Consider the following 1,555-nt stretch of genomic DNA (forward strand, 5'->3'; position numbering starts at 1 on the left):
ATAAATTGCTTGATGAGCTCACGAGAGGCTAACAAAGGATAGCTTCGTTGTGAAATCCGATCATCCGGCACCCTACACCTAGTTGTAAGACTGAGGTGAATGTAGAACCTGGTACAGGTCGTAGAGACTGGCATGTTGATCATGACCCACAGCCGTGGTCGAAAAGAGATTTTCCTGATGATGTAACGCGCCCAACTGTAATACAGAATTATCAGGAGGGTGTAATTTTGAAATGTCCAACTTGTAATATGTCTGAAGGAAATAGAAAATGAAGAAAAATTTCATTAATCATGTTGAAAGTTATATAGGCGAAATAGAGAAGGGGTGGGTATTACCTGGTCATGATGATACTTTGCAAGTCGTGAAGATGATGCCTAAAAATATCGCTGACACTATTTGTTATCTTACTCTTGGTGTTAGTGATCATAAATATCGCCTGTCTAAAAGTGATAGAAATTCGCGTTTTGAATTTTTCCTATTAGTGCCAAGAAAGCATGAGATCACATATGCACCTTCGATATTAGATGATGTAATTATAACTATGAGAAGTAAGGGGGAAGCTTTTCTAAGAGGTGATGTTATTGGACCTAAAGATATTCTTTTTAATAATACGGACAAAACCGCTTTATATGTAGCGCCGCCAATGTGTTTAGATGAGAATCTAAATGGCTTTACCATAGAAGGTGATGAGGTCGTTTTTGTTTGGTTGGTACCGATATCTACCCAAGAGTGTGAGTTTATCGCTAGAATGGGATGGGAAAGCTTTGAGGATGCTCTAGAAGAAAATGAGGTCGATGTATTAGATTTTGATAGACCTTCGTTACTGAAAGTGGAAGGAGAATCTTAATGGCTAAATACAATGTTTTATCTCTTGGGCGCGGTTTTAACATGATCTAGCCGTAAATCAAAGATCGCGGTTGAGCGGCAATTCTGATAATGCGGGCGATTCAACCAATCCGAGCCTTCACTCATCATTTGAGCTGTGCACCTCGTATCGTGTCACGAGAACAGCTCGCCACACAATTGACCTTATCAAGAGCTACCAGACTCGCCCGAAACGCCATCGCTCTTGCGGTATTTCAAATCATATCCACGATGGCGTTGGACAATGAGGAATTGCTCGGCTTCGAGCTTGATGATCTGCACCGTGAAGTGCACCGCCATCAGCGTGGGTGTGAGACGACATCACAGTATAATCCGATCGGGCGCTTGATTGCCCAGCACAGTCAGCCGCAGGGTTCTTCACAGGGCGCTGCGGTGCAGGGTGCAGCAGGGCAAGGCAAGTCGACAGGGTGGCCAAGCATCTGCTTTCTCAAGACGCTTGAAAAGGAATATTTAATTTATGGTGTTAAGTGAGATCCAAATAGCTATGTGTGAAAAGCATAATGCTGAGTATAAACCATGTATGCTCTCCGGAATTGCAGGAATTGCTATTGATACGGTAGGTCTTCAGCCTATTCAGGGAGTCAGGTTAGAGAGCTTGGCCGCAGATTCTGAGTGCAACACCTGAGTTTCCCTGTAAGGTATTGCGCTCATGTCATACTCAGAACTCAGC

At 43.3% G+C, this 1,555-nt stretch carries 2 protein-coding genes; both read left to right on the top strand.

Translation table 11 applies throughout. The features are described from left to right. The first annotated feature begins 268 nt into the window (after nt 1–268). Nucleotides 269–847, top strand: a complete 579-nt coding sequence (locus tag R2R70_RS18785) for a suppressor of fused domain protein (protein WP_410978722.1) — start codon at nt 269–271, stop codon at nt 845–847. 248 nt (nt 848–1,095) lie between these two features. Beyond that, on the top strand, nt 1,096–1,356 hold the full coding sequence (locus R2R70_RS18790; protein ID WP_410978723.1) for a hypothetical protein: 261 nt from the start codon (nt 1,096–1,098) through the stop codon (nt 1,354–1,356). Nucleotides 1,357–1,555: the final 199 nt, after the last annotated feature.

Origin of the sequence: Cobetia sp. SIMBA_158 (assembly GCF_046566945.1) — a bacterium.
In the GTDB taxonomy this organism is placed as follows: domain Bacteria; phylum Pseudomonadota; class Gammaproteobacteria; order Pseudomonadales; family Halomonadaceae; genus Cobetia; species Cobetia amphilecti.

Bases quoted from the DNA above. Each gene is read 5' to 3' on its own strand.
- R2R70_RS18790 (WP_410978723.1), top strand. From the start codon at position 1,096: ATGGCGTTGGACAATGAGGAATTGCTCGGCTTCGAGCTTGATGATCTG.
- R2R70_RS18785 (WP_410978722.1), top strand. From the start codon at position 269: ATGAAGAAAAATTTCATTAATCATGTTGAAAGTTATATAGGCGAAATA.